This is a genomic window from Magnetospirillum moscoviense, from assembly GCF_001650635.1.
In the GTDB taxonomy this organism is placed as follows: Bacteria; Pseudomonadota; Alphaproteobacteria; order Rhodospirillales; family Magnetospirillaceae; genus Magnetospirillum; species Magnetospirillum moscoviense.
In genome coordinates, this window is the sequence record NZ_LWQU01000138.1 from 1 (window position 1) to 25625 (window position 25625).

At 64.4% G+C, this 25625-nt stretch carries 20 protein-coding genes, 1 tRNA gene and 1 pseudogene; 7 read left to right on the forward strand and 15 right to left on the reverse strand.

Going from position 1 to position 25625, the window contains the following annotated elements; all coding sequences use genetic code 11:
* Positions 1 to 240: 240 nt before the first annotated feature.
* Complete coding sequence (locus A6A05_RS10315) at positions 241 to 2019, reverse strand: tetratricopeptide repeat protein (RefSeq protein WP_082910863.1); 1779 nt, start codon at positions 2017 to 2019, stop codon at positions 241 to 243.
* 125 nt (positions 2020 to 2144) lie between these two features.
* On the opposite strand from A6A05_RS10315, the gene A6A05_RS10320 reads away from it, so the two are divergent.
* The 4 genes from A6A05_RS10320 (at position 2145) to selD (ending at position 5004) form a co-directional block, all read left to right on the forward strand.
* Positions 2145 to 2540 carry a cupin domain-containing protein gene (locus A6A05_RS10320; protein ID WP_068500243.1) on the forward strand — a complete coding sequence of 132 codons (396 nt, stop codon included), beginning with the start codon at positions 2145 to 2147 and terminating at the stop codon, positions 2538 to 2540.
* A gap of 100 nt (positions 2541 to 2640) precedes the next feature.
* Positions 2641 to 3126, forward strand: coding sequence for a bacterioferritin (bfr, locus tag A6A05_RS10325; RefSeq protein ID WP_068500247.1), 486 nt, complete (start codon positions 2641 to 2643; stop codon positions 3124 to 3126).
* Positions 3127 to 3136: 10 nt separating this feature from the next.
* Complete coding sequence (bfr, locus tag A6A05_RS10330) at positions 3137 to 3616, forward strand: bacterioferritin (protein WP_068500250.1); 480 nt, start codon at positions 3137 to 3139, stop codon at positions 3614 to 3616.
* Between the two features lie 338 nt (positions 3617 to 3954).
* Positions 3955 to 5004, forward strand: coding sequence for a selenide, water dikinase SelD (gene selD, locus A6A05_RS10335; protein WP_068500253.1), 1050 nt, complete (start codon positions 3955 to 3957; stop codon positions 5002 to 5004).
* An 81-nt stretch (positions 5005 to 5085) separates the two neighbouring features.
* Here the strand turns inward: selD and A6A05_RS10340 are convergent, their stop codons facing one another.
* The 11 genes and pseudogenes from A6A05_RS10340 to A6A05_RS22290 form a co-directional block, all read right to left on the reverse strand.
* Positions 5086 to 5502, reverse strand: a complete 417-nt coding sequence (locus A6A05_RS10340; RefSeq protein WP_216635785.1) for a glycine cleavage system protein H — start codon at positions 5500 to 5502, stop codon at positions 5086 to 5088.
* Positions 5481 to 5858 carry a DsrE family protein gene (locus tag A6A05_RS10345; RefSeq protein WP_068500258.1) on the reverse strand — a complete coding sequence of 126 codons (378 nt, stop codon included), beginning with the start codon at positions 5856 to 5858 and terminating at the stop codon, positions 5481 to 5483. Before A6A05_RS10345 ends, A6A05_RS10340 begins: the two co-directional genes overlap by 22 nt.
* The gene (locus A6A05_RS10350; protein ID WP_068500261.1) at positions 5848 to 6600 is read right to left on the reverse strand and encodes a lipoate--protein ligase family protein; all 753 of its coding nucleotides are present in this window, start codon (positions 6598 to 6600) and stop codon (positions 5848 to 5850) included. The genes A6A05_RS10345 and A6A05_RS10350 overlap by 11 nt, the downstream gene beginning before the upstream one ends.
* A 2-nt stretch (positions 6601 to 6602) precedes the next feature.
* Positions 6603 to 6698 (reverse strand) — tRNA-Sec (locus A6A05_RS20840).
* A gap of 93 nt (positions 6699 to 6791) precedes the next feature.
* Positions 6792 to 8594: pseudogene (gene selB / locus A6A05_RS22250) on the reverse strand (selenocysteine-specific translation elongation factor); the annotation flags it as partial.
* On the reverse strand, positions 8591 to 9949 hold the full coding sequence (selA, locus tag A6A05_RS10360; protein WP_245644260.1) for an L-seryl-tRNA(Sec) selenium transferase: 1359 nt from the start codon (positions 9947 to 9949) through the stop codon (positions 8591 to 8593). The gene selA and the pseudogene selB, both read right to left, overlap by 4 nt.
* Complete coding sequence (gene fdhE, locus A6A05_RS20845; protein WP_068500266.1) at positions 9946 to 10866, reverse strand: formate dehydrogenase accessory protein FdhE; 921 nt, start codon at positions 10864 to 10866, stop codon at positions 9946 to 9948. The genes selA and fdhE overlap by 4 nt, the downstream gene beginning before the upstream one ends.
* Positions 10863 to 11516: a formate dehydrogenase subunit gamma gene (locus tag A6A05_RS10370; protein ID WP_068500269.1), complete on the reverse strand. Its 654-nt coding sequence runs from the start codon at positions 11514 to 11516 to the stop codon at positions 10863 to 10865. The genes fdhE and A6A05_RS10370 overlap by 4 nt, the downstream gene beginning before the upstream one ends.
* Entirely contained in the window at positions 11513 to 12412 is a 900-nt protein-coding gene (fdxH, locus tag A6A05_RS10375) for a formate dehydrogenase subunit beta (RefSeq protein ID WP_082910866.1), read from the reverse strand. The genes A6A05_RS10370 and fdxH overlap by 4 nt, the downstream gene beginning before the upstream one ends.
* A gap of 13 nt (positions 12413 to 12425) precedes the next feature.
* Positions 12426 to 14897, reverse strand: a complete 2472-nt coding sequence (fdnG, locus tag A6A05_RS10380; protein WP_082910867.1) for a formate dehydrogenase-N subunit alpha — start codon at positions 14895 to 14897, stop codon at positions 12426 to 12428.
* Positions 14898 to 14909: 12 nt separating this feature from the next.
* The gene (locus tag A6A05_RS22290; RefSeq protein WP_068500282.1) at positions 14910 to 15500 is read right to left on the reverse strand and encodes a sulfate ABC transporter substrate-binding protein; all 591 of its coding nucleotides are present in this window, start codon (positions 15498 to 15500) and stop codon (positions 14910 to 14912) included.
* Between the two features lie 320 nt (positions 15501 to 15820).
* On the opposite strand from A6A05_RS22290, the gene A6A05_RS10390 reads away from it, so the two are divergent.
* The 3 genes from A6A05_RS10390 to A6A05_RS10400 all read left to right on the forward strand — a co-directional run bounded on the left by A6A05_RS10390 (position 15821) and on the right by A6A05_RS10400 (position 18816).
* Positions 15821 to 16651: a hypothetical protein gene (locus A6A05_RS10390; RefSeq protein WP_156521003.1), complete on the forward strand. Its 831-nt coding sequence runs from the start codon at positions 15821 to 15823 to the stop codon at positions 16649 to 16651.
* A 42-nt stretch (positions 16652 to 16693) separates the two neighbouring features.
* Entirely contained in the window at positions 16694 to 17293 is a 600-nt protein-coding gene (locus A6A05_RS10395; protein ID WP_068500288.1) for a hypothetical protein, read from the forward strand.
* Positions 17294 to 17649: 356 nt separating this feature from the next.
* Positions 17650 to 18816, forward strand: a complete 1167-nt coding sequence (locus A6A05_RS10400; protein ID WP_156521004.1) for a hypothetical protein — start codon at positions 17650 to 17652, stop codon at positions 18814 to 18816.
* Positions 18817 to 19024: 208 nt separating this feature from the next.
* On the opposite strand, the gene A6A05_RS10405 is transcribed toward A6A05_RS10400, so the two are convergent.
* The 3 genes from A6A05_RS10405 to A6A05_RS10415 are packed head-to-tail and all read right to left on the reverse strand — an operon-like array spanning position 19025 to position 25586.
* Complete coding sequence (locus tag A6A05_RS10405; RefSeq protein WP_068500293.1) at positions 19025 to 20164, reverse strand: response regulator; 1140 nt, start codon at positions 20162 to 20164, stop codon at positions 19025 to 19027.
* Positions 20161 to 20571, reverse strand: a complete 411-nt coding sequence (locus A6A05_RS10410) for a response regulator (protein WP_068500296.1) — start codon at positions 20569 to 20571, stop codon at positions 20161 to 20163. The genes A6A05_RS10405 and A6A05_RS10410 overlap by 4 nt, the downstream gene beginning before the upstream one ends.
* Positions 20568 to 25586, reverse strand: coding sequence for a response regulator (locus tag A6A05_RS10415; protein ID WP_082910868.1), 5019 nt, complete (start codon positions 25584 to 25586; stop codon positions 20568 to 20570). The genes A6A05_RS10410 and A6A05_RS10415 overlap by 4 nt, the downstream gene beginning before the upstream one ends.
* Between the last annotated feature and the right edge of the window lie 39 nt (positions 25587 to 25625).

Consider the following 25625-nt stretch of genomic DNA (forward strand, 5'->3'; position numbering starts at 1 on the left):
AATGCTTCAACATTGAGCGCCGGCTTGGCCATGCCCAACAGAATCATGAACCCGTCAGGGATTCAATCAAATGTGAGTCGTGCGCCAAGGGGCGCCCGGACTTTTGCCCCAGTTACCGCGTATCCGCATAACGCGCTGTTTCCATTCGATTTTGTTGCGCCGCCGCGTGGATGCCCGTGTCAAGCACGGGCATGACGCAAAAGGGCATGGAACGCTAAATCTGCGCTTCTCCGCAGCTTGTTAAAGCGAGTTCCCGATCGCCGCCACCACGCTGTCCCAGTCGCCAGAGGCGGGCTGGCGGAACAGGCGCATGGTCGGATACCACGGGCTGTCGGTGCGATCCAGCAGCCAGCGCCAGTCCGGCGCGAAGGGCAGCATCACGCGGACATCCTTGCCCATCGCCCCGGCCAGATGGGCGACCGAGGTGTCGACGGTGATCACCAGATCCAACAGGCTGACCAATGCCGCCGTCTCGGCGAAATCGGTCAGGTCCGGCCCCAGATCGATCAGTCGGGGATCGCCCGCCGCCTCGGCCCGGCCCTTTTGCAGCGAGATCCAGCGGATGCCGGGCCGGTTCAGCAAGGGCGCCAACGCCGCCAGCGACAGCGAGCGGTTGCGGTCGTTGGTATTGTCGGCACTGCCGGCCCACACCAGCCCGACCCGCCGGCCGCGCTGCGACGCCAGCCGGCGGCGCCATGGCTCGATCCGGGCCGGGTCAGCGCTGACATAGGGACGCTCGGCCGGGATGGTCTCCAGATTGGTCTGGAAGATGCCGGGAAGGCTGAGCAACGGACAATGCAGATGATAGTCGCAGGGCGTTCCCCGCCCGATGATTTCGGCGAAGGGCAACAGGCCTTGCAGCAAGGTGACCAGTTCCGGCTGGACCTCAAGCACCACCTTGGCCCCCAGGGCGGCAACGCGCGGCACGTAGCGGACGAACTGGATGGTGTCGCCCAGGCCCTGCTCCGCATGGATCAGAATCCTCTGGCCTTCAGCGGGCTGGCCCCGCCATTGCGGGCGGGCGCGCATCAGGCCGACGGTCGCCCAGGCCTTCAAGCCCCACCGCGCCTCGTATTCGGGCCAGCCGGCCGCCAATTGCCCGCCGACCAGTAAGGTCAGGGCCAGATTGAACCGGGCCTCGGCCGAATCGGGTGCCAGGGCCAGGGCGCGGCGCAGAACCGTTTCGGCCTCGGAAACGCGGTTCAGTCCACGCAGCGCCACCCCCAGATTGTTGGCCGACAGGGCATGATGGGGCACCGTCGCCAATTGGGCCTGGAAGGCGCCGACCGCCATGTCCAGACAGCCGGAAGCACTGAGCATGCAGCCCAAATTGTAGTGCGCGTCCGACCGGGGATCATCGACCGCCGCCTGGCGCAAGGCCGCCTCTGCCTCGGCCTCGCGGCCGGTGCGGGCCAGGGTCAGGCCCAGATTGATCCGAGCCACCGCCATGGTGGGAACCATCGCCAAGGCCCGCCGGCAGGCCGCCTCGGCCTCGGCATCAAGCCCCAGTTCCAGACAGGCGGCCCCCAGATTGCTCCAGGCCGAGGCCAGACCGGGGGCCAGGGCGCAGGCCTGGCGGTGGGCGGCCGCCGCCTCGGCGAAGCGCCCCAGCCGCTGCAGCGCCTTGCCGCGCTTGTCGTGGCCGTCGGCGAATTCCGGCTTGGCCGCCACGGCCCTGTCGAAGGCGGCCAAGGATTCGGCGAAGCGGCCCCGGTCGAACAAGGCCTGGCCGTAATTGCACTGGGCCTCGGCGAAATCGGGCTTGGCCGCCACCGCCTGGGCCAGATAGGCCAGGCCGCCATCCAGGTCACCCAACTGGCAGGCGACGATCCCCAGATGGTGAAGGATGAAGGGATTGTTCGGCTCACGGTTCAGCGCCGCCCCATAGGCCGCCTTGGCCTGATCCAGCCGGCCAGCCTGATGGTGCGCCATGGCTTCGACGTGAAAACGGTTACCCGCGGGAATCTGTGGCGCCTTGGCGCCCAGGCTCGCCTGCTTGCGTCGTTGCTGGCGATTCATCGCCTGTCTCGCTAAGGTCGTGTCGTCCGTTTGCTCTATGGTCAGGGTAACCGCCGCCGTGACAAAGTGAAACCCTTGGATGGAACGGCGAGCCGCCTGCCCCCCTTCGCGAAAAGGATGTCCAGATGAAAGGCTTTGTCGGCTGCATCGAGAAGCTCACCAAGGAAAATGACGATTTCCGGCGGGTGCTCTATACCGGTCATAACCTGCAACTGGTGGTGATGACCATCCAGCCCGGCGACGAAATCGGCGACGAGGTCCATGACGACCGCGACCAGTTCTTCCGCATCGAGGCCGGCGAAGGCGAAATCTGGATCGACGGGCTCTGCCACAAGGTCAAGGCCGAGGACGGCATCGTCGTCCCGCAGAACGCTCGCCACAACGTCATCAGCACCGGCACCGAGCCGTTGCGGCTCTACACCATCTACGGCCCGCCGGAACATATCGACGGCACCATCCACAAGACCTGCGCCGAGGCCCAGGCCGCGCACGAGCATTTCGACGGCAAGACCACCGAATAGCCCCCCCACCTGCCCCCTTGCGTTCGCCGTCCGGTGTCGATGTCTTGCGACTTATTCGCAATCGCATATCGAATGTTCGATATTCCTGACGGAGGCCGCCATGAAGGGCAGCAAGAAGGTTCTCGACACCCTGGCCAAGCTGCTGACGGCAGAGCTGACGGCTGCCGACCAGTATTTCGCCCATTCGCGCATGTTCCATAATTGGGGCCTGACCAAGCTTTACGACCGCATCGCCCACGAGCGCGACGAGGAGCTTGAGCATGCCGACAAGATCATCCGGCGTATCCTGTTCCTGGAGGGCACCCCCGACGTCGGCAAGCGGGCCAAGCTGACCATCGGCCAGGACGTGCCCGAGATGCTGAAGAACGACCTGACCTATGAGCTGGCGGTGGTCGGCGAGTTGAAGGCGGCCATCGCCCTGTGCGAGGCCGAGAAGGATTTCGAGACCAGGGCGATCCTGCGGGAATTGCTGCACGACACCGAAGAGGACCACACCCATTGGCTCGAGCAGCAATTGGGCCTGATCGACCGCCTGGGCCTGCCCAATTACCTGCAGTCGGCGGCCGGTTCGCCGTCCGGTTCGTAAGGAGGCGGCGATGAAGGGAGACAAGCAGGTCGTCGCCGCACTGAACGCCATCCTGAAAATCCAGCTGACCGCCATCCACCAGTATTTCCTGCACGCCCGCATGCTGCGCAATTGGGGGCTGAAGGACCTGGGCAAGGCCATCTACAAGCAATCCATCGAGGAAATGAAGGCCGCCGACGAGGTGATCGAGCGGGTTCTGTTCCTGGAAGGCCTGCCGAACCTGCAAGACCTCGACAAGCTGCTGATCGGCGAGGACGTGCCGGAGATCATCGCCAACGACCTGCGGATGGCCCAGGGCGAGCACAAGGCGGTGGTCGCCGCCATCACCCTGGCCGAAGCCAAAGAGGATTTCATCACCCGCCACGAGTTGGGCGAGATCCTGGAAGAGGTCGAGGACTATATCGACTGGCTGGAGACCCAGCAGGACCTGATCAAATCCATGGGACTGCCCAACTATCTGCAGGCCGCCATGGGCGAAATCGCTGATTAGACCGCCACCGGATCGGATGAACTGAAAAGCCTGCACGCCGATGGACGTGCAGGCCATTTTTTTGCTTTGGAGAACCGTCAACTTTTCGGCCAGGGCCCGCATCTCATGCTGGGGATAGGTTGCCGAGGCTTCCAAGACGAAGACGTGGTCGGCGCACGGCTTGACAGGAATCGAACAGCAACCCATCCTGAAGTTCTGGCCTTGGGGCCATCGTGTCTGGTTCAGACCGCCTCCGGCGCATCGCCGGGATATGCCCAGGCCACTTCCCCGCGACGACCATCTCGGCGCCCCTGGTGGCGCGACCTCGCCCTTGTGGGCCGCAACGGAGACTCGTGGACATGTCCGAACCCGTCAAGCTCACCAGCTTTTCCCATGGTGGCGGCTGCGGCTGCAAGATCTCCCCGGCCGTGCTCGAGCGCATCCTGGCCGAGCTGCCCAAGGACGCCCTGCCCTATCCCGGCCTGCTGGTCGGCCTCGAGAACGGGGACGATGCTGCCGTGTACGATATCGGCGGCGGCCAAGCGATCGTCGCCACCACCGACTTCTTCATGCCCATCGTCGATGATGGTTACGATTTCGGCCGCATCGCCGCGACCAACGCCATCTCGGACGTCTATGCCATGGGCGCTCGCCCCATCCTGGCCCTGGCGATCTTGGCCATGCCGATCGAGAAGCTGCCTGACCAGATCATCCGCGACATCGTGCGCGGCGGACTGACCGTCTGCCAGGCCGCCGGCATACCGCTGGCCGGCGGGCATTCGATCGATTCGGTCGAGCCGATCTATGGGCTGGTGGCGCTGGGCCTGGGCAAAACCGAGCACATCAAACGCAACGACAAGGCCCAGGCCGGCGACGTCCTGGTGCTGGGAAAGCCCATCGGCGTCGGCATCCTGTCGGCGGCCCTGAAGAAAGGGAAATTGTCGCCCGAGGGCTATCGCACCATGGTCGACGTCACTACCCGTCTCAACACCCCCGGTCCCGATCTGGCGGCGCTGGACGGCGTCAGGGCGATGACCGACGTCACCGGTTTCGGCCTGCTGGGCCATGCCTTTGAGATGGCGCGCGGCGGCAAGCTGACCGTTCGCTTGAAGGCCAGCCGGATTCCGGTGATCCCCGAGGCCGGGCAACTGGCCCAGGCCGGCATCGTCACCGGCGCCTCGGGCCGCAACCTGACCAGCTACGGCACCAAGGTCTCGGGCCTCGACCTTTTGCCGCAATGGCAAAGCAACCTGCTGACCGACCCGCAAACCAGTGGCGGCCTTTTGGTGTCATGCAGCCTGAACGCCGTCAACGAGGTGCTGGCCATCTTCCGCGAGCACGGCTTCGCCGATGCCGCCATCGTTGGTGACCTGACCGCCGGTCCGGCCATGGTCGCGGTGGCGGGTTAGATCCGGGCAGCGCTTCGCGCATAAAGCCCGCGCGGCGACTGAGCGAGCCCGGCACGGGCCGCGCTCCGCGCATAACCCCATTCAGGGTCCACCACATTCGGCCAGCCCCGATGCCAGCAGGGCGCGGGTGGCGTCGGGATCGTCGGCCAGGATCGCCACCATCCAACCTTGGCCGAACGGGTCCTGGTTGATCAGTTCGGGCCGGTCGATGGGGGCCTCGTTGGCCTCGACGACTTCGCCCGAGAAGGGAACGCGCACCGCGCCCACCCACTTGCCGCTTTCTACCGTGGCGATGGAACGCCCGGCCTCGGCCCGGCCGCCGACCCGCTTGGGCATGAAGGCGACCAGATCGCCGACCGTCTTGGCCCCCAGGCCGGTGATGCCGACGCGGAACAGGCCCGGCGCTTCCTCCTTGAACCACATGTGGCGGCCGGCATCGTAGAAACGGTCGGCGGGGAAGTCGAAGGTATTGACCATCAGAAGGTCAGCACCCGGCAATTGTCGTCCATCAGGTCGGCGACATATTCGGTCACCGCCGCCAGCCCGTCGCATTCGGGGATCAGGTCGTCGGGCCCCAGACCGTGCAGGTCGGCGGTAGCGGCGCAAAGCAGGAACCGAGCGCCGGCCTTCTTGGCCATCTTGATGAAATCATAGGCGGTCTTACCCGAATCGGCTTTCAGGACCAGAGCCTCGGCCACCCCTTTCTTCATCAAGATACCGGGCGCTCCGGTAAGAACAACATCGACCTCGCAATCCATCGAGGCGGCGACGGCGGCCTGGAACAATGGCGCGCCGACCTCGATCGGCCGATCGGGATCGGTATTGGCCAGCAGCACGACAAGCTTAGTCGGCATCCAAATCTCCGGTTTCCAGGAAGTGTTCGCCGCCCAATGGTCCGGCGAGCAGTTGGGCGGCGTCTTGTTCTTCCGGCGAAGCGATCTCGCCAGCATAGGGCGTGAAGCCCAGCGAGGCCATGCCGTTCGTCACCGCGTCCTTCACCGCCTCGAAGGACGGGACCTGACCCAGGATGGCGCGCAGGCTGGTGACCCGCTCGGCGACCCCTCCGGCGCCGTGGCGGGCCAGCTTATCGGCGGGCGGGGTCAGCACGTCGGCCATGCGGGCGATGTCGGCATCGATCAGCAAGGTGCCGTGAAGAAGCATGATGCCGTCCTCTGCATAGCCGGCGGTGCCGCAAATCTTGCGCCCCGCGACCTCGATGTCGTTGCCGGGCCGGAAGCGGGCCGCCACCCCCAGACGCTCGAGCCCGGACGCCACCGCTTCGCACACATGGGCCGTCATCTCGGGCAAGGGTGCTCTCGCCGCCATGACCACTTCCCAGCAGATTTGCCTGGGATCGATATAGACGGCGCCGCCACCGGTCAGCCGGCGAGCCAATTCCACCCCATCGGCCCGTGACAGATCGACTTCGGCGGTCAGGGATTGATGACGGCCGATCAGCACCGTCGGCGGAAAGCGGAAGAATCGCAGCGTATCGGGCGAAGTACCGCGCCGACGCCCGGAAACCAGCGCGGCCCCGAACGCCATGTTGGCCCGCGCCCCACGAAGGCCGCTATCGATGACGCGCAACTGGGTCATGATGGCGGAAGGGAGTGGGAGTCGAACCCACCAACAGCCGGCGACCGACCGTTTCCGGATTTGAAGTCCGTCCGCCCCACCAGGGACGATTCCCTTCCATCAAACGTTCCGAACAGCGTCAGACGGTCCGTGCGCACCTTGCGCTGGTCGTCCCTGCGGATGGTCAGTCCGACGCGATCGAAGTACTCGAGTATTTGTATGGCAACCTTACGCCCATTGTCGAGCCGGTCACGGAACTCGGCCGCGATTATCCAGCCATCCTTGGCGGCCTGTCCACATTCGGCGACGATCTGGGCCATTTCGGCCACGACCGGACGCAGGAAATAATGATCCTGGGCGATCAACACCACCTTGCCCATGCGGGCCAGCCGCTTCATCAGCGCCCGCATCTCGGCTTCCGGGGTCCCCAGTGCCTGGGCCAGATCGCGCACCCTGGGCGGACGAAAGCGATTGCCATCCGACAACAGGGGAAGCGCCTCTTCCCACAACAGCTCGTCGGCGGACGACAGGCGCACCTGATGGGTGGGCAGGCGCAGCCACGGCCCGTCCTGAGCCACGGCGCCGTCGGCCACCGCCGCCTCGACCAGGCATGCGACCAGATCGACCGGCAGCTTGGGACCGAGCGCCGAACGCAGCCTTGGCATCTGCAGTCCCGGCTGGTCGGCATTGGCTTCATGATAGGCGCCAAGAACGCCCAGCAGACGCTGATTGAATTCGGCCCAGGACTGGCTTGAGAAGCCAAAGCGGCCGACGCTCACCAGGCCGGGAACCGACAGATCGGGCCGGTTCCATTGCATGCGGTATCGCTCGAGATCCACCCAACCGGGATCTTGCGCCAGCAAGGCGGCCAAACCGTTTCTGGGATCGCAATCGGCCAGAAGGCGCAGCTCGGCCAGGCGGGCCGGGGTGCGGCGCCCTCGCGCGGGGGGAAACAGGTCGATGACCCGGCCGCCGCCGATGGTGCGTCTGGCCGACTGATCGCGCAGGATGAAGCGGTCGCCGGCCAGGGCGCCGATGGGGCGTTCCAGCACCAGCTGCACCAGGCCCGATGCGCCGGGAGCCAGGCTGTCGGCCTCCAGCAAAGCGACGCGGGCGGGCACATGGGCGGCGCCCAGATGCAGATGCACCGGCGTCCAGTGGGCCAAGCCGCGAGGCTCGCCCGGCAGCAGGCGGAAGGTCGCGTCCATCCGGCTGACCGGAAGATGCAGGGCGGGATCAAGCACCCATTCGCCGCGCAGAATGTCGTCCTTGGACAATTGCGGCGCCGCCAGATTCAAGGCCAGACGCTGCCCGACCTCACCGCTTTCGGCCTTGCGGTTCTGGGCATGCAGCGAGCGGATGCGGACCTCGCGCCCCGATGGCGACAGCAGCAACCGGTCACCGACCGCCACCCGCCCGGAAAAGGCGGTCCCGGTCACCACCACGCCGGCGCCCGACAGGGTGAACGAACGGTCCACGGCCAGACGAAACCGCCCACTCACCTCGCGCCCGATCGCGGCGGCAGCCTGCGACAGGTGGTCGGCGACACGATCCACGCCGATCCCGGTTCGGCTGGAGACGGCGAGGATGGGGATGTCGGCCAAAGAGGTGCCGTCCAGCAGCGCCCGCACTTCGGCCTCGACGGCGGCCAGGCGGGGCGGGTCGGCCAGATCGGCCTTGGTGATCGCCACCAGACCGCGCGACAGCCCAAGCAGGTCGAGGATGTGAAGGTGTTCCACCGTTTGCGGCATCGCACCGTCATCGGCGGCCACCACCAGCAGGGCGAAATCCAGCCCCGAGACGCCGGCCAGCATATTGTGGATGAAGCGCTCGTGGCCCGGAACATCGACGAAGCCCATCACGCTGCCGTCGGGCATGGGCAAATAGGCGAAACCGAGATCGATAGTGATACCGCGCGCCTTTTCCTCGGCCAGCCGGTCGGCATCCACGCCGGTCAACGCCCGCACCAGCGCGGTCTTGCCGTGGTCGATATGGCCGGCGGTGCAGACGATCATGCCAGCTGCGCCAGAAGGGCCGTCTCGTCCTCGAGACAGCGCAAATCAAGCCACAGGGCGCCGTCGGCGACGCGGCCGATCACCGGGACCGGATGCTCGCGCCACTCGGCCGCCATTTGCTCCAGCCAGCGCCCTTCCGAGCGGATCGGGGTCACGGGCCGCATCACCAATGCCCAGCTGGGCAACAGATCGACCGGCAGGGCACCGCTGCCGATCTGGCTGTGGCAGGCTTCCAGGGTGACCCGGGCCTTGCCGTCCATCGCCGCCTGGACAGCGGGCAGCAGCCGTTCGCCCAGGGCCTTGATATCGTCGGCCTTGCGGGTCAGCAGCCGAAGCGTCGGCAGCCGCTCGGCCAGTCGGTCGGGATCGGCGTAAAGCTTCAACACCGCCTCCAGCGCTGCCAGCCGGATCTTGTCCATGCGCAGCGCCCGCTTCAGCGGGTTCTTCTTGATCCGCGCGATCAGATCCTTGCGGCCGACGATGATACCGGCCTGGGGACCGCCCAGCAGCTTGTCGCCGGAAAAGCTGACCAGATCGGCGCCCTGGGCCAGGGTCTCGCGCGGGGTCGGCTCGTGCGGCAGGCCATAGCGCTCTAGATCGATCAACGAACCGGCGCCCAGATCGACCAGGAACGGCAATCCGTGATCGTGCGCCAGCTTGGCCAATTCCGCCTCGGCCGGCTGGGCGGTGAAGCCGATTACCGCGTAATTGCTGGTGTGCACCTTCATCAGGGCGGCGGTCTTGGGGCCGATGGCGGCTTCGAAGTCGCGCAGGTGGGTGCGGTTGGTGGTGCCGACCTCGCGCAGGCGGGCCTGGGCCCGGCTCATTACCTCGGGGATACGGAAGGCGCCGCCGATTTCCACCAACTCGCCGCGGCTGACCACCACTTCGGCCTTGGCCGCCAGGGCGTGCAGCATCAACAGCACGGCACCGGCATTGTTGTTGACCACGGTGGCCGCCTCGGCGCCGGTCAGGCGGCACAGCCAATTCTCGACCAGATCATCGCGGTCGCCGCGCTTGGCCCGGCCGAGGTCGAATTCCAGCGGAATGGCCCCGGTCATGGCGGCGGTGGCGGCCTCGACCGCTTCCATGGGCAACGGCGCCCGGCCCAGATTGGTGTGCAAGACGGTGCCGGTCAAGTTGAAGACCGGCCGCACCCGCGGGCGGTGGCGGTAATCCAGGATGGCGGCAGCCGACACCACCACCTGCCCGACATCGGCGGTGTGGCCGGCCTGACGCAAGGAATCGAGCGCCTCACGCACCGCCGACACGGTATCGTCGCGGCCGAAGCGGTCCAGCAGCGGTGCTGCATCCGGCGCGGACAGGACGGCGTGGACGGCGGGAAGCGGACTCACCCGCCCCCCGCCTGCAGGAATGGATTGGCCACAGCACGGTGCCAGTTCTCCTCGGCCAGACGCAGATCCAGCCCGACCGTCGCCAGATCGTCGGCGAAGGGCTCGGCGCCGGGCGACTTGGCCTCGTCGAACAGCTTGAGATAGGTGCGGCAATCGGAACAGGTCTCGCCGCGCACATGGCCGGCCGGCCCCTCGAAGGCCAGATAGGCGATGTCCTTGTCGGACCCGCAGGACGAACATTGCGCACGCGGATAATGCCAATGGCAACCGCACAGGCCGCAAGCCAGATAGCGCACCCCTTCCAGCGGCTCGGCCGCCATGGTCAGGCCCGCCACCGGAGCCGAACCGCAGACCGGGCACAGGCCGGGCGGATCGAGCGGCTGGATGGTCGCCGGATCAAGGCCGGGCAAGGCCTTGGCCCAGAACACCTGCAGCGCCGCCAAGACGAACAATCCCCGCGCCAGATCGTCGGGCGCGGCCTGGCCGGTCAGGCAGGCGGCGGCCAGCGCATCCTGCTCGGGCGCCGGCATGGCCGCCAACTGCTCGATCACCGATCGCGCCGCATCCGGCAAAGGCTGGGCGGCGAAGGCGTCAAGGATGGCCGCCAAGGCCAGGCGCCAATCGTTGGTCAGATACGACGCCTCACGCGGCAGCAACGGCATGCCGGCGGCGCGACGCCGCGCGATGATGGCTTCGGCGGGACACGGAACGTCGCCCAAGGCCTTGACGGCACGATGCTGGGCGGCGGCCAGATGGGACAGGAACGCCAGATACTCGCCCATCGGATGATCGTCGGCCCAGGCGGCAAGACGCCGGGACCTGCGGTCGAACATCAGCGCGGGATCGGGCAGAAGGACGACCGGGGGCGGTACGGTCGTTCCGCCCCCGGTCTGCAACGTTTCGGGACTGTCGCTCATTTACGTCCGCCGACCTCCTCACGCAAGAATCGGCGATGATGCTTCCACAGCCAGCCGCCGGTCACCGGCCCGCGCGTCATGGCGCGGACCGAACCGGCGTTCCAGATGGCGGCATAGATGTGGATGATCATGGTGATGATCATCGCCGCCGCCATCACGGCATGCACCAGTCCGGCGAAGCGCTGCAGCCCGATGGGGAAGGCATCGCCGAAATAATGCTGCCACAGGACCAGGCCCGACAGGAAGAGGGTCACCACCGACCAGAACATGACGTAGAAGACCAGCTTCTGCGCTGCGTTGAACCGGCCGGCCTCGGGGACCTTGTCTTCCCGGTGGTTGATGACGTCGCCGACATGGCTCATCCATTCGCTGTCTTCCTTGGTCCAGATGTTCTGGCGGAAGAAACGGATGCCCATGAAGGTAAAGGAAATGGCCAGCACCACCCCGATCCACGGATGGATCGCCCGGGCCGCCTGGCCGCCGCCGAACAGGGCGGTCAGCCAGAAGAAGACCGGATGGAAGAAGGCCAGACCCGACAGCATCAGCAACAGAGCGCAGACCACCACCAGCCAATGATTGGCCCGCTCGCTGGGATTGTAGCGGGTGTAGGTGTCGCGGACGACCGCGACCTTTTCGGTGCTCGTCGTCATGCCGCGTCCCTCCCTTTGAGCTTGCGGGCGTTCTCTTCATCCGCCTCGGTGACCTCGTTCGGGCCCTTGGTGACGAAGTGGAACAGACCAGCCAGCAACGCCATGCCCATGCCGATCATCGACAAAGGCTTCAACGCCCCCTTCCACAGCGCCACCATCGGGCTGATTTCGGGGTTGTTGGGCAGGCCGGAATACAGTTCCGGCCGGTCGGCGTGGTGCAGGACATACATGACGTGGGTGCCGCCCACGCCCTGCGGGTCATAAAGACCGGCCTTGTCGTAGCCACGCGATTGCAGGTCCTTGATGCGGCCCTGGGCGTGATCGACCATGCTTTCCTTCGACCCGAACACGATGGCTCCGGTCGGACAGGCCTTGGCGCAGGCCGGGCTCTGGCCGACGGCCACCCGGTCCGAGCAAAGGGTGCACTTATAGGCGCGGTTGTCGGCCTTCGAGATGCGGGGCACGTTGAAGGGACAGCCCTTCACGCAATAGCCGCAGCCGATGCAGTTTTCCTGCACGAAGTCGACGATGCCGTTGGCGTACTGCACGATGGCGCCGGGCGACGGGCAGGCCTTGAGGCAGCCCGGGTCCGTACAATGCATGCAGCCATCCTTGCGGATCAGCCACTCCAAGCGGCCCGCTTCCTCGTGTTCGGTATAACGCATCACCGTCCACGCGGCCGGGCCCAGGTTTTCGGGGTTGTCGTAGATGCCGGAATTGACGCCCACATCGGGCCGCAAGTCGTTCCAGGCCATACAGGCCGATTGGCACGCCTTGCAGCCGATGCATTTCGAGACGTCGATCAGCTTGGCGACTTCCAGGTCCTTGCGGACCGAAGGAGGTACAGCCGTGCTGGCCGAGCGGTTGCGGACATCCAGGGATTGCAAACTAGCCATTGTCAGTCCCTCCCTACGCCGCCGGGCCGATACGCTTGATGTTCACCAGGAACGCCTTGTATTCGGGCGTCTCGGTGTTGGCATCGCCGACGTATGGAGTGAGTTGGTTGGCGCCGAATCCCTTCTTTGTGGCTCCGATGAAGCCCCAATGGATGGGAATGCCGACGATATGGACAGGCTTGCCATCGCAAACCAGCGGCCTGATGCGCTTGGTGACCACCGCCTTGGCCTTGATGCGGCCCCGGTTCGACGACACTTCGACCATGTCGCCGGACGCGATGCCCTTATCCTTGGCCAATTGCTCGCCGATCTCGACGAACAGTTCCGGCTGCAGGACGGCATTCATCTTGGCATGCTTGGTCCAATAGTGGAAATGCTCGACCAGACGGTAGGTGGTGGCGACGTAGGGGAAGTCCTCGGACTTGCCGAACACTTCCAGGTCGCCCTTGAACACCCGGGCCACCGGGTTCGATTGAACCTTGGTGTGGAACGGGTTGGCCACCGGGCTTTCGAACGGTTCGTAATGCTCGGGGAACGGGCCTTCCCGCATCATGCCCCTGGTGAACAGCCGCCCCACCCCTTCCGGGTTCATGATGAAGGGACCGGTCGCCTTTTGGGTCGGGTCGATCAGCGGCCCGAAATCGGGCACGTCGATGCCCGCCCAGCGGCTGCCGTTCCACTCGATCACCTTCTTCTTGGCATTCCATGCCTTGCCCGACGGATCGGCCGAGGCGCGGTTGTACAAGATGCGCCGGTTGGCCGGCCAGGCATAACCCCAATTGGGATGGATGCCCTTGCCCGACGGATCGGACGGGTCGCGCCGGGCGGTCATGTTGCCCTTTTCGGTGTAGCACCCCGAATAGATCCAGTTGGCGCAAGACGTGGTTCCGTCGTCCTTCAACTGGGCGAAGATGTCCATCAGCTCGCCGGCCTTCTTGATCGGCGGCTTGGTGGCATCAGCCGGATCAGGCAGATCCGCCAAAGCCCGGCCGTTGATCTCGCGTAAGAGCTCGTCGGCGGTCGGCTTGGCCGGATTACGGTAGCTCCAGTCCACATTCATGATGGGGTCCGGGAACTTGCCGCCTTCCTTGGCGTACAACGCTTTCAGCCGCAGGAACAGGTCCGCCATGATCTGGATGTCGGTCCTGGCCTGGCCCGGGGGCTCCGCCGCCTTCCAGTGCCACTGGATGACGCGGCCCGAGTTGGTGAAGGTGCCTTCCTCTTCCGCGAAGCAATTGGTCGGCAGCAGAAATACCTCGGTGGCGATCTTCGCGGGATCGGCGTCGTTCATCTCGCCGTGATTTTCGAAGAAATGGGCCGTTTCGGTATGAAGCGGGTCCATCACCACCAGATATTTCAGCTTGGACAGGCCGGCGATCAGCTTCTTGCGGTTGGGTACGCTCATCAGCGGATTGAAGCCCTGGCAGATGAAACCGTTCATCTTGCCCTGGAACATCAGCTCGAATTGCCGCAGCGTGTCGAGGTTGACGTCCACCTTGGGCAACCAGTCAAAGCCGAACTGGTTTTCCGCCGTGGCGTTCTTGCCGTACATCGCCTTCAGGAACGAGACGAAGAACTTGCGATAATTCTGCAAGAACGACATCTGATCGGGCCGAATCGGCTTGAAAGCCCGGGTTTTCAGATATTCCTCGAGCGTGGTCTCCTTGCTGTTGGGCATGGCCAGATAGCCCGGCACCGAGTTCGAGAACAGACCGAAATCGGTGATACCCTGCACGTTCGAGTGACCGCGTAGCGCGTTGATGCCGCCACCCGGAACACCCATATTGCCCAGCAGCAGCTGGATGATGGCGATGTTGCGGATGTTCTGCGAGCCCTTGGAATGCTGGGTCCAGCCCAAGGCGTACAGGCTGGTCAGGGTCTTGGCGCCGGTGGCGGTGGTGGCGATCAGCTCGCACACCTTCAAGAACAGGTCCTTGGGCGTGCCGCAGGTCTTCTCGACCATCTCGGCCGTATAGCGGGAATAATGCACCTTCAGCAGGTTGAACACGCAGCGCGGGTTCTCCAGCGTCGGGTCCAGCTTGGCCTGCCCGGCCTCGTCATATTCGTAATCCCAGCTCGAACGGTCGTAATCGCGCTTCTCGGCGTTGTAACCGCTGAACAGGCCGTCCTCGAAACCGAACCCCTCCTTCACGATGAAGGCGGCGTTGGTATAGGCCAGGACGTAATCCTTGAAGATCTTCTCGTTGGACAGGAGGTAATGGATGATACCGCCCAGGAAGGCGATATCGGAACCCGGACGCAACGGCGCGTACAGGTCGGAAACCGCGGCCGTGCGCGTGAAGCGCGGATCGACCACGATCAACTTGGCGCCGTTGCCCGACTTGGCCTCGGTCACCCACTTGAAGCCGCAGGTATGCGCTTCGGCGGCGTTACCGCCCATCACCAGCACGACATCAGCGTTCTTGATGTCGTTCCACCCGTTGGTCATCGCACCACGCCCAAAACTTGGAGCCAGACTGGCCACCGTGGGGGCGTGTCAAATACGGGCCTGATTATCGAGCGCAATAATTCCGAGCGAGCGGACCGCCTTGTAGGTCAGCCAGCCGGTTTCGTTGGTGGTGGCGCAACCGGCCAGGAAGCCGGTGGTCGGCCAATGATTCAGAGTCTTGCCGTCGTCGCTGGCCTGCTTGAAGTTGGCGTCGCGGTCGTCCTTCATCAGACGAGCGACCCGTTCCATCACGAAGTCCCAGCTGACCGGCTTGAAGCCCGCCTCGCCCGCCGCGCGGTGCATCGGCTGCTTGACCCGGGTCTCCGAGCGGATGAAGTCCAGAAGCGCCGCACCCTTGGGGCACAGCGAGCCACGGTTGACCGGATGGTCGGGGTCGCCCTCGACATGCACGATCTCGGCCTTGGTGTTCTTCGAACCGTCGCCGGTGGTGTGGATGATGACACCGCAGCTGACCGAGCAATACGGACAGGTGTTGCGGGTCTCGGTGGTTCGCGCCAGCTTGTAGGGCCTGACTTCGGCCGCTACCGCCTCCAGGGATCCAAACCCCAGGGCGCTGGCGGTTGTTCCGGCAACGGCGGTCCCGCCTAGCCGGAAAAACTCGCGTCTGTTGATGGTCACGTCATTCCTCCCGTCCACCCGGTGACGTTGGTATCACCAGTTGGCCGTTATCATCTTATAGTCACAGGAGAAAGTGAACCGTGAAATGAAGGCAAAGCGGCAAATAAGTCATTGTTAATGTTGCATTTGCTAACACCCCGGCCGGGATCAGCCTCAGACATTGTTCGGCTGGGGCGCCAGGCAAAGCAATATCCGAGCGCCTTCATGCCGTGAAACATAGAGCGTCATTTTTATGAATGGCGGTCGAGAAGTTACTTGTGACTAATTCGCCAACATGACATCTATTCATGCTATATGGGATAGGCCAAATGGGGCGTGACATGCGGTTTCGGATTTTTGTCGCCTCCCTCGCCCTGCTGACATGCAGCACGTCCCTTTGCCGAGCGGACGAGGCCGCGCCCTGTTCCGTCGCCGCGGCCGTCGGCGAGGCGGGCCAGCGTTTCCAAGCCTTCCGGCTGATCAATAGTCGAGCGATGCTGCCGATCGCCAAGCGGATCGCGGCGGCTCAGACCGGCGACGGCCAGGATGGGCTGGCCGAGGCGCAGCGCGATCAGCGTGTGCTTCTGGCCCGCGACCTGGTCGCCAGCGCCTATTATCGTGATGCGCTGGTGATCGAGGAATTGACGCAGCTGGCGGAAGCGCTGGCGACGGATTCTCCGACCAATGTCGGCCCAGAGGATTTTCTCCTGAACATGCTGATGGCGATGCGGAACCATGCCGCCGGAAACTTGCCGGTTATTCCCGTGCAGACAGACCCCGCCCAGGCCGGAAGCGCTGGGTGCACCCTGGACGGTGCGCTCGCCGCCGAGGTGCTGGCCGCCAACGGCCGGGTCGAGGCGGGCATGGCCAAGGCCGATCCGGCGACCATGGGGGCCGTCCAGGCGCAGGTGAAGCAACTCATCGACCTGGGCAACATCCGGAAGCTCCATGCCGTCAGCCTGGCCATGTACGGCCTCCATGTGTCGCGCGTCGGCGTGGCCAAGACCGACGATGACCTGAGGGCGGCGAACGGATCCTGGGAGGAGGCTGTGGCCAAGCTGGATGACCGGGGCCGATTTTTTGTGGCCTCGCTCAATATGATTCAAGACCGCATCGCCGGCCCCAGTATCGTCGAGGAATTGCTGTCAAAGACCGACGGCACGGCAAAGTAGAGATTTCTCGCTGTTATCGACAGAACGTCCAGGAGGCAATCCATGCGCATAATTCTTCTTGCCGCCTCTGCTTGCGTCGTCTTCGCGGCCACCGCCTCGTCCGGGCTGGCCGCCGAAAGGCGGGCCGCCGCGAAGGAGACGGTCCACCACAGGGCGAGTCCGGTCCAGCACGCCAGGGGGACTCACTCGGCCGCGAGGGTGCTGTCCCGTCTGAGAACGAGCGTTACGCCCACCGAAACGATCGCACTGTCCAATCGGGCCGCGTTGGCGCAGTCATTACAGGACGGCTCGGCGGTGGCCCAGCTTGCGGAGAAGAGCGTCGCGGAGGCCGAAGTCGCATCGCCCCCAGGGGTCTACGCCCTAAACCTAGAAGCCATGCCCGCGGACTCCTTTCAAAATTTGCAACTCGCCTTCGGGAACACCGATAAGTTCCAGAAGCAGAGTCAAACCCGTATTGGCGACAACGGGCGAGCGCCGTTCACCCAAAACGTTGCCACTGAATCGGTTCCGGTTCCGGTTGCGGGGATGGACGGGGAGATTGTCCGTTTTACCGTGAACAACATTATGGCCCAGGCCGGAAAGACTGTCCTTGGTGGTGCCAATGAGATGATGGGTTACCTGAAAGCCATGCTGGGCGGTTAACCACCCCGGGTGACCGGGACCGAGAGGGACATTGCGCAGGTTGATCGTGTTGGCGGTGGTGCTGGTGGCGTCCGGCCTGTTGGAACCGGCGCCCACCCAGGCGGCGGGAAAGGGGTCGCTCCGTGATGCGCTCCAAAGCCGGGCCTCGCAACCCAACCGCCAGCGTTTGCATCGCGCAGTACCGCAGCCGAGAGTGCCCGAGGTCGCAAGGGACGGGGCGCACAGCAGTGAACCATCGTCCGGTAGGCACCAGCAGGATTTGCACTCCTCCTTGCGCCGCAGCGTTGGCCAGCACGCTCCCAAGAACCAAGCGGCGCCGCCGCCGGCAGATGGGGAGGCGGCGGCGCCGTAATCCTATGCGAAAAGCCCTTTGCCTGTCGGTTGCGGCAATTCTGGTACCGCAATCCATCGTCGCGGCGGAACCGGGCGCGACCTCGTTTCCGGCGTTGGTTGGAGCGATCGACGTGATCCTCCAGTCCGACATCGCCACCCAATCGACCCTTCCCGACAAGCAAATGAGCGACACCTACCTGGTCGCAATCGGCAGACTGGGGACATTCTTCACGCCCGAATTGTCGCTGCGTTCGACCATAACCTTCGAGCCGGTGCGGTCTGCGAGCCAATCCCGCGCCTTTCAAGACGAAGGCGCCTTCATCGAAGAACTCAACCTGAAATGGGAAAAGGGGCCGCTGATCGTCTACGGGGGCAAGTTCAATCCCGGTTTCGGCTTGGCCGGCAAATTTGCTCCGGGGCTCTACGGCGCCGATTTCGCCGGAGACTACCTGGTGCGGGAAGCCATCGGCGCCGGCGGCTCCTACGCCATTGATGCCGGACCGCTGGGAACTCTGGCGCCGGGTGCGGCTGTGTTCTTTCTCGACAACACGTTCCTCAGCAACGCCTATATCACCCGGGCTCGCTACGGCCAGACCGACTCCTCGCGCTACCGAGCCATGCGCGGCTGGTACGGCGGCGTCGGCAACACCGAGAGTCCGTCATCGTTCGCGCTGACCCTGGACGCCAGTGACATTCCCGCATTGCCGGGGTTGGAGCTGCATCTGGGTTACGATGTCCTTCGCCATGGCCAGGATGGCACCCAGGACCAGATGGCGCAGGTGGCGGGCGCCCGCTATCCGCTGACGCTGAGCAAGGCCGTGACCCTGACGCCGATTGCCGAGTACGCCCGCATCCAACATGTCGGCGGCGCCGTAATCGACTCCAGTACCGGTCAGTCGATGAATCAGGACGCCCGCTACATCACCTTCGGGATCGAGGCGACGAATGGGGGCTGGTCGGCCTCGGCCGTGCGGTCCTACCGCTGGAACATCGAACCCGATGACGGCACCGGCCTGAATGGGTTCAGCAACCTTGACCGGACCGTGACGGCGTCGGCGGGCTACACCTTCGCCATGGGACTTGGCATCGCAATTGGCTGGAAACGCACCCACACCTACGATTCGATCCTGGGTCAGATCGGCGACACCGAGACCTGGGGCGTGCAGTCCACCTATGGCGTGCAGTTTTGAACTCTTGACCGGCCCAGGAATTTTCATCCGGAAGCTCTTACCGAAAAAGATCCGCCCCCCAGGGGCACGTCACCTTCGGCCAAGGCTTTATTTAAGGCTGGATGAACGTTGAAGTTGGTTGCGGGGGCAGGATGCCAATTTTGGCGAACAGCGATGACCGAGTCCGCTTCGGAAGCTGTACCCGCGACCTTCGTCTCAGATTTTGATGTCAGTCGCCGGCTTTTTCGAGGTAGTCCCGTTTCCTGTCCAGATCTCCGTCCGAATCGGCGAAACGGGCTGCGATGGTCTTGAATTCGTCCTGCATCGCCATGAAGACCTCGACGATATCGGGATCGAAGTGGCACCCCGAGCCGTCGGCGATGATCTGTACCGCTTTTTCATGGGGCATACCCTCCTTGTAGACGCGGCGGCTGATCAGGGCGTCGTAAACGTCGGCCACCGCCATCAGGCGGGCCGAGATCGGGATGTCGTCGCCCGACAGCCCCAACGGATAGCCGCTGCCGTCCCACTTTTCCTGGTGGGCATAGGCGATTTCCTTGGCCATCGACAGAAACTCGACCGGGGTACCCAGCGATTTCTCGGCATGCTCGATGGCATCGCGGCCCAGGGTGGTGTGGGTCTTCATGATCTCGAACTCGGCCGGTTCGAAGCGGCCGGGCTTCAACAAGATGCGGTCGGGAATGCCGACCTTGCCGATGTCGTGCAGCGGCGCCGACTTGAACAGCATGTCGATGGTCGGATCGTCCAAAGTTGCCGCGAAACGCGGATGGTCCTTCAGCCGTTCGGCCAAGACGCGAACATAATACTGGGTGCGACGGATATGGTTGCCGGTGTCGGAATCGCGGGTTTCGGCCAAGGACGCCATGGCCAGGATGGTGACGTCCTGGATGGCCGTCAGTTCGCGCGTGCGCCGCGCCACCTCGGCTTCCAGATAGTCGGCCTTGTCGCGCAGGAAGTCGGCGCTGGCCTTCAGCTTCAACTGGGTCTCGACGCGGGCCATCACGATCGGCGGGCTGATCGGCTTGGTGATGTAATCGACGGCGCCCAACTTCAACCCCAGTTCCTCGTCCTCCGTCTCGGCCTTGGCGGTTAGGAAGATCACCGGAATGTCGCGGGTGGAGCGGTCGGCCTTCAAGCGGCGGCACACCTCGTAGCCGTCCATCTCGGGCATCATGATGTCCAGCAAGATCAGGTCGGGCGGCGAATCGGACGAAGCGATCGACAGCGCCTTGGCGCCGGAATTGGCGATCTTGACACGATAGAGGTCCTTGAGCAGGGCGCTCATCAATTTCAAGTTATCCGGGGTGTCATCGACGACCAGGACATTCTGGCGGAGGTCATCACTCATGGCAGCGTCACCTTCAATGCGCGTTCGATGGATTTCTTGACGGCGGCGATCGACACCGGCTTGACCAGATAGCCGGCGACCTTATGGCCCTTGGCGGCCATCACCGCCTCCTCGCCCGAATCCGAGGTCAACATCACCACTGGGGTGGCGGCCACGTCGGGGATCGGCGCGGAACGGACCTTGGCCACATAGGAGAGCCCGTCGTCACCCGGCATGTGGATGTCGCACAGCACGACGCTGGGCCGCACCCGCAAGGTCTCGGCCAGACCGGCCGTGGCGTCGCCGGCGTCGTACAAATTCGACGGCGGAATGCCGATCTGCATCAGGATCTGACGAATGGTCAAGCGGATGAACGGTTCGTCGTCGATCAGCAGCACCTTGATTCGTCGCAGTTCGTTGTCACTCATGCGTCACCTTTGTCGTCCATGACGGACGCCAGCGCGTCCTTCAACTCATTCAGGGTCGCCGGCAGCAGCGGTGCCAGCATCTCGACCGCCTCGGCATTGCCCTCCTTGGCGACATTCTCGACATCGGCGGCCAGACGGCCCAACCGCACCGCGCCGGCGGTGTTGGCGGTGCCCTTCAGCCCGTGAGCCAGCTCGCGCAAGGCCGCCAGGTCCGTTTCAGAACCGATTCGGGCCACCTTGGAGGCAGAGTCGGCCAGGAAGGCTGCCAGCAGAGGCCGGATGCGTCCCATGTCCCACTTGTAGATCGCCCCCATCCGGTCGAAATCAAACACGTCGGGATCGATATCGGGCAGTTCTGGGCGTCCAGCCGGGCCGTCTTCCCCCTGAAGCAGCTTCAGCGCCTTGTCGAAGTCGAACTCGCGCACCAGCTTGGCAAAACGGTTGGTCTTGGCCCCCAAAAGCTTGCGCAGCGGGACCATGTTGGATTCGACCAACTCCTCGGCCTCGGGGTCGTCGGCGGCCAGCAGGTCATGCAGGCGAGCGACCAATCCATCGTCGAGCGGTTGCGGGACCGGCGGCCGATCGACAACCGAGCTGCGCCATTTCAGCAAGGTGGCGAACATCGAATCGGGGTCGATGGGTTTGGCGATATGGTCGTTCATGCCCGCTTCCAAACAACGATCCTTATCGACCTGCATGGCGTTGGCGGTCATGGCGATGATCGGCAGGCGATCCAGCCCCAGTTTGCGGATTTCACGGGTGGCGGTAACGCCGTCCATCACCGGCATCTGCATGTCCATCAAGATCAAGTCGTACGAGCCGGCCTTGACCATATCGACAGCGATCTGGCCGTTGTCGGCGATATCGACCACCAAGCCGGCATCGCGCAGGATTTCGCCGGCCACCTCCTGGTTCAGGTCGTTATCCTCGACCAGCAACACCTTGACGCCCTTCAGGGCCTCCAGGTTCTGGACGGCTGCGGCTGGACCGTCGTCGCCCTCGCCGCGGCGATCGTCCGAGGCGAACACCCGCATGACGCTGTCGAACAAGGCCGCCTGGTTGACCGGCTTGATCAGGACTTCGCCGATATCGGCGGCCTGCGCGCCCTTCATCACCTCTTCGCGGCCATAGGCGGTGACCATGATCAGGTGCGGCGGGAACGGCAAGCGGATCGAATGGATCGCCTCGGCGACTTCAAGCCCGTCCATGCCGGGCATCTGCCAGTCCAGAAACACCACCTCGTAGGGCTCAGCCAACATGGCTTCGCGGATGGCTTCGATCGCCGGGGGGCCGGATTCGAACGAATCGACGTTGAACGACATCGAGGTCAGCATATCGACCAGCACGGCGCGGGCGTTCTCGTTGTCATCGACCACCATCATGCGCCGGCCCTGCAAATCGGCCTCGGGCAGCATCGGGGCGCGCTGTTTGCCTTTGCCCAGTCGGGCGGTAAACCAGAAGGTCGATCCCTGGCCGGGCACGCTATCGACACCGACCTCGCCCCCCATCAGGTCGGCCAGTTTCTTCGAGATCGCCAGCCCCAGGCCGGTACCGCCGAATTTGCGGGTGGTCGAGCTGTCGGCCTGCTGGAAGCTTTGGAACAGGCGGCCTTTCTGTTCCTCGGTCAGGCCGATGCCGGTATCCTTGACCTCGAAGCGCAGCAAGACCTGGGCGCCAAAATCCTCGACCAGATGGACGCCGACGACGATTTCGCCCTCGTCGGTGAACTTGACCGCGTTGTTGGCGTAATTGATCAGCACCTGCCCCAGGCGCAGCGAATCGCCCATCAAGTCCAGCGGCACGCCGGGACCGATGTCGAACAGCAGTTCCAGCCCCTTGGCGGTGGCCTTGTCCGAGATCAGGTTGGCGACGTTTTCCAGCACCTTGTCGAGATGGACTTCCGAGACCTCGACTTCCAGCTTGCCGGCCTCGATCTTCGAGAAATCCAGGATATCGTTGATGATCCCCAACAGGTGCTGGCCCGATTGCTGGATCTTCTTGACGTAATCGCGCTGGCGCGGCGTCATCTCGGTCTTGAGGGCCAGATGGGCCATGCCGATGATGGCGTTCATCGGTGTCCTGATCTCGTGGCTCATGTTGGCCAGGAAGTCGGACTTGGTGCGGGCGGCATCCTCGGCCACCTCCTTGGCGCGAGCCAGAGCCTCGGCCGCCGCGCGGGCCTCGGTGACGTCTTCCAGCATCCACACTGAACCGCGCGACAGATCCGAAGAATCGACGGCGCTGCCGCTGATCCGGCACCAGAAACGAGAGCCGTCCTTGCGGACGTAATTCTGTTCGCGGTGGTAGACCTCGCCGCGGCCCAAGGCTTCGTAGGCCTCATCGACGTCGGCGTAACTTTGGTCGTCGGGGAACCATATCCGGGTCGATAGGCCGACCTGTTCGCCCGGTTCATAGCCGAACAACTTGTCCAGGCGCGGGTTGCCGCGCACGATCACCCGATTCTTCAAGAAGGCGATTCCGACCGTCGCCGCTTCCAAAATCGCCTGCTGCTCGGCACTGGCGACCCGAACCGCGTCTTCTGCCTTCTGACGTTCGGTGATGTCGTATATCCAGGTGACAAGATGGCGGCCATCGGCGAATTCGGTCAGAGCCGATGTCAGCAACACGGTGATCGGTTGGCCGTCGTCGCGGACGAACCGGGTCTGGAAATCGCGAACCGCTCCATCGCGGCGCAATTGCTCGATGAAATCCTGGCGATCGCCAGGATCAAGCCAGGCCGCAGCGGCGTTGCGGGTCATCAATTGATCGACCGATGCCCCCAGCATCTCGGCCAAGCGGCGGTTGGCGAAAGCCGGCCGTCCGTCTTCGGTATTGATCGAGACACCAGCTGGGCTGTTTTCCAGGATACGGCGCAGCCGTTCGCCGCTTTCCTGCATCTCGCGTTCCAGACGCTTGCGCTCGGTGATGTCCTCGACGATCCAGATCGAGGCGCGTTCCATCCCCTCCAGATGGACGCCCTTGGCCGAGATCGCCGCCTTGAACACCCGCCCGTCGCCGCGCTTCAAATCCCATTCGTAATGGATGCCATCGCCCGCCGCCAGCTTCGGCCCGACCATGCCGCCAAAACTGCGGTGACTTTCCGGCGAGGTGAACAGGCCGGCAGCCTCGTACCCCTTCAATTCCTCGACCGAATGGGCCAGAAGTTCGGCCATCGCCGGATTGGCCCGCTGGATCACCCCCGAGGCGGTATACATGATCCCCATTGGGGCGTTGTCGAAGATGGCGTCCTGCTCGGCCAGCAGCGACTGAATGCGGCCTTGCTGAGCGGTCAGTTCCCGAGCCTGCTGCTGGGTCGCTTCCAGCAACTGGCGGGTCCGTTCGGAACGCGCCAGAATTTCCATCCGCATCGCCAGGACCGGCAGCACTGTATCCAGGACAGTCAGGTCCTGCGGGGCCAGAGGCTTAAGCAAACCCATCTCGACCACACCCAGCAAATCATCGCCACCGACGATGGGCAGCAGCAGGATGGCGCGCGGTATCGCCTGGGCCAGGCCGGTTTGAGCGCGCAGGTAATCGGGCGGCGGATCGTCAATGCGGATGACCTGGCGGGTGGCTGCGCATTCACCGACCAGCCCGTCACCCCGTGTGACGGTGCGCCTGGAACGCACGTCACCGACGCGGGCGTAGCCGCCACAATAGATCAGATCCACGGATTCGCCGTCTGTCCGAAAATAGCTGGCCACGCCCAATTCCAGCACCGGAGCGAGATTCGAGAACAGCGCGTCGGCAAGGCGCTCGAAGTCTTCGGCCGCCTGCAAGTCGGCGGTGATCCGGGCCACCATGCCTGATACATAGCTTTCGCTGGCGCGGCCACGCACCACCTCGACCAGACGTTTCAGGGCGGCGAACAACTCGCCGACCTCGTCGTGCCGGGCGATAGCGGGTAGGTTGACCTCGTCCGCACCCGCCGCCAACTGACCCAGCGCCCGATGAACATGGGACAACGGGCGCGACAGGCGCTGGATAATCAACAGGAAGCACAGCGCGATCGAGAGCCCGACGATGACGGCCAGCACCACGCTGGTGGCCAGCGACTGCCTGCTATCATGGTCCAACCTGCCGATACGGGTGGAAATCGCCTCCAGGGCAACAACCCGCAAGTTCAAGATGACGTTCATCTGCGGCACGTAGACCTTGGCGAACTCGGCGGCGTTCATGCCATACTCACCGCTGGTGCGGCCGATGGCGCGAATCTTGCGGACCAGCGGCAGGCCACCGCCGACGAAATCGGAATCGATCACGGACAGCGCCGCCTTCAGGTCGTCGGGCGCCCCGGTCTTGTCGAAGGCCAGCCGCAACTGGATGTCCAGCACCCCGATGATACCCAGCAGGTTGTCAATGCGGGCGTGTTCGTCGGCATTCAGCGGCCGGCGGCCGACGAAGGCGGCTGTGAACACCGACCCCAGCTGACCGGCGTAATCGCGCATCTCGGTCGCCAGGCGGGCGATGGTGACGTAATTGATCAGCGCCGGGTCGGCCTGGGCCAGATTGTTCTCGATGACGTTCAGGCCTGGCGACAGCAACGGCAACACATCGATCATGGCGGTGACCGCGGCCGTCACCGCGGCATCGTTGCGGGTGGCGCGCGGCCGGGTCGCCAAATCGTCGATCATGCGCCGGGCTTGGGTCAACTGGCGCCCGGCGGCGGCCAGAGAATCGGTGACGGTGTCGATCCGGCGCAGCACCACTTTGGCCGAAGCCGCCGTCTCGACATCCCTCAACGCCTGGTCGGAGGCCGCCCGGGCCACCTTCAGCGCCTCGACCCGTTCGGGCGGCAGCGGAACGTCGCTGCCGAGCACACCGTTCGCCGGGCCGCGTTCCGCCGATATTTTCGACGCCGCGGCGAGGCCCAGGCCCATCATCCGCTCGGCCGCCATGCCCGTCTGGACACGCGCCTGCATGTCCAGTTGCGGTGCGATGACACGCCCGACAAGCACGATGTTGGCGAGGACCACCAAACCCATGCCAAGGCTGACGACCGTCGATACACGCATTCGCTTTACTCGCCCCCTGATCGAGTCCCCACGGACGGC

Coding starts and splice junctions, on each gene's coding strand:
- A6A05_RS10315 (WP_082910863.1), bottom strand. CDS start 2,019: ATGAATCGCCAGCAACGACGCAAGCAGGCGAGCCTGGGCGCCAAGGCG.
- A6A05_RS10320 (WP_068500243.1), top strand. CDS start 2,145: ATGAAAGGCTTTGTCGGCTGCATCGAGAAGCTCACCAAGGAAAATGAC.
- bfr (WP_068500247.1), top strand. CDS start 2,641: ATGAAGGGCAGCAAGAAGGTTCTCGACACCCTGGCCAAGCTGCTGACG.
- bfr (WP_068500250.1), top strand. CDS start 3,137: ATGAAGGGAGACAAGCAGGTCGTCGCCGCACTGAACGCCATCCTGAAA.
- selD (WP_068500253.1), top strand. CDS start 3,955: ATGTCCGAACCCGTCAAGCTCACCAGCTTTTCCCATGGTGGCGGCTGC.
- A6A05_RS10345 (WP_068500258.1), bottom strand. CDS start 5,858: ATGCCGACTAAGCTTGTCGTGCTGCTGGCCAATACCGATCCCGATCGG.
- A6A05_RS10350 (WP_068500261.1), bottom strand. CDS start 6,600: ATGACCCAGTTGCGCGTCATCGATAGCGGCCTTCGTGGGGCGCGGGCC.
- fdhE (WP_068500266.1), bottom strand. CDS start 10,866: ATGAGCGACAGTCCCGAAACGTTGCAGACCGGGGGCGGAACGACCGTA.
- A6A05_RS10370 (WP_068500269.1), bottom strand. CDS start 11,516: ATGACGACGAGCACCGAAAAGGTCGCGGTCGTCCGCGACACCTACACC.
- fdxH (WP_082910866.1), bottom strand. CDS start 12,412: ATGGCTAGTTTGCAATCCCTGGATGTCCGCAACCGCTCGGCCAGCACG.
- A6A05_RS10390 (WP_156521003.1), top strand. CDS start 15,821: ATGCGGTTTCGGATTTTTGTCGCCTCCCTCGCCCTGCTGACATGCAGC.
- A6A05_RS10395 (WP_068500288.1), top strand. CDS start 16,694: ATGCGCATAATTCTTCTTGCCGCCTCTGCTTGCGTCGTCTTCGCGGCC.
- A6A05_RS10400 (WP_156521004.1), top strand. CDS start 17,650: ATGCGAAAAGCCCTTTGCCTGTCGGTTGCGGCAATTCTGGTACCGCAA.
- A6A05_RS10405 (WP_068500293.1), bottom strand. CDS start 20,164: ATGAGTGATGACCTCCGCCAGAATGTCCTGGTCGTCGATGACACCCCG.
- A6A05_RS10410 (WP_068500296.1), bottom strand. CDS start 20,571: ATGAGTGACAACGAACTGCGACGAATCAAGGTGCTGCTGATCGACGAC.
- A6A05_RS10415 (WP_082910868.1), bottom strand. CDS start 25,586: ATGCGTGTATCGACGGTCGTCAGCCTTGGCATGGGTTTGGTGGTCCTC.